Source organism: Candidatus Weimeria sp. HCP3S3_B5, from assembly GCF_052064335.1.
Taxonomy (GTDB): domain Bacteria; phylum Bacillota; class Clostridia; order Lachnospirales; family Lachnospiraceae; genus Weimeria.
Map to the genome: position 1 here is coordinate 1 of NZ_JBQHVU010000065.1, position 965 is coordinate 965.

Annotated in this window: 2 tRNA genes and 2 rRNA genes; all 4 read left to right on the top strand. The window is 47.8% G+C overall.

The annotated features are described in order from the left end of the window. Positions 1–4 precede the first annotated feature (4 nt). Positions 5–123, top strand: a 5S ribosomal RNA gene (rrf, locus tag ACTNCK_RS11715). A 6-nt stretch (positions 124–129) separates the two neighbouring features. Then, positions 130–203, top strand: a tRNA-Ile gene (locus ACTNCK_RS11720). A gap of 50 nt (positions 204–253) precedes the next feature. Then, positions 254–326 (top strand) — tRNA-Ala (locus tag ACTNCK_RS11725). Between the two features lie 375 nt (positions 327–701). Beyond that, positions 702–965: ribosomal RNA gene (locus ACTNCK_RS11730) — 23S ribosomal RNA — on the top strand; the annotation flags it as partial.

Below are 965 nucleotides of genomic sequence, written 5' to 3' on the forward strand. Positions count from 1 at the left end.
AATTTCCGGTGTCGATGCGTCTGTGGGGAACACCCGTTATACATCCCGAACACGATGGTTAAGACACAGACGGCCGATGGTACTATGCTGGTAACGGCATGGAAGAGCAGGCGGATGCCGGAATTAAATGGGCTTATAGCTCAGCTGGTTAGAGCGCACGCCTGATAAGCGTGAGGTCGGTGGTTCGAGTCCACTTAAGCCCACTGCCAGACCTGAATCAAACAGCTGGCTTAAGAATTATATATATGCCTTTGGGGGCGTAGCTCAGTTGGGAGAGCACCTGCCTTGCAAGCAGGGGGTCAAGGGTTCGAATCCCTTCGTCTCCACTGTCACAGAATGTGACAGCATCCGTTATAAGCGGATATGCAGGTACCTTGAAAACTTCATACAGAATCTTAATTTAGATAACCACTCTATGAGCTGAGTTCATTCGCGCCTGCTGTGCAGGCTGCTCATGAGAGCTATCGCTCAATCATCAGTCTGAAGTTGCTTCTTATGGAAGCAAGCTTTTTGGCGAAGTGATTCAGTCTGATGACTCAGCTCATAGAGAATCAAATATCTAATGCAATGTTTAGTATTTCTATTAAGAAATGCAAAGACATCCGAGAAAAACCAAAGAGGTCTTCCAGATGAAAATCTGGAAAGAACACAAATGCTTTTTAAGCAAGAGGCGCTATCGCTAGCGCCAGAGAATCAGAAATGATCAAGCACAAAAGAGCGCAGGGTGGATGCCTTGGCACCAAGAGCCGAAGAAAGACGTGATAAGCTGCGAAAAGCTGCGGTAAGCTGCAAATAAGCCATGACCCGCAGATATCTGAATGGGGAAACCCGGCATGAGAGATCATGTCATCCGTATGTGAATCCATAGCATGCGGAAGGGAACCCGGTGAACTGAAACATCTAAGTAGCCGGAGGAAGAGAAAGAAACATCGATTCCGGGAGTAGCGGCGAGCGAAACCGGAAGA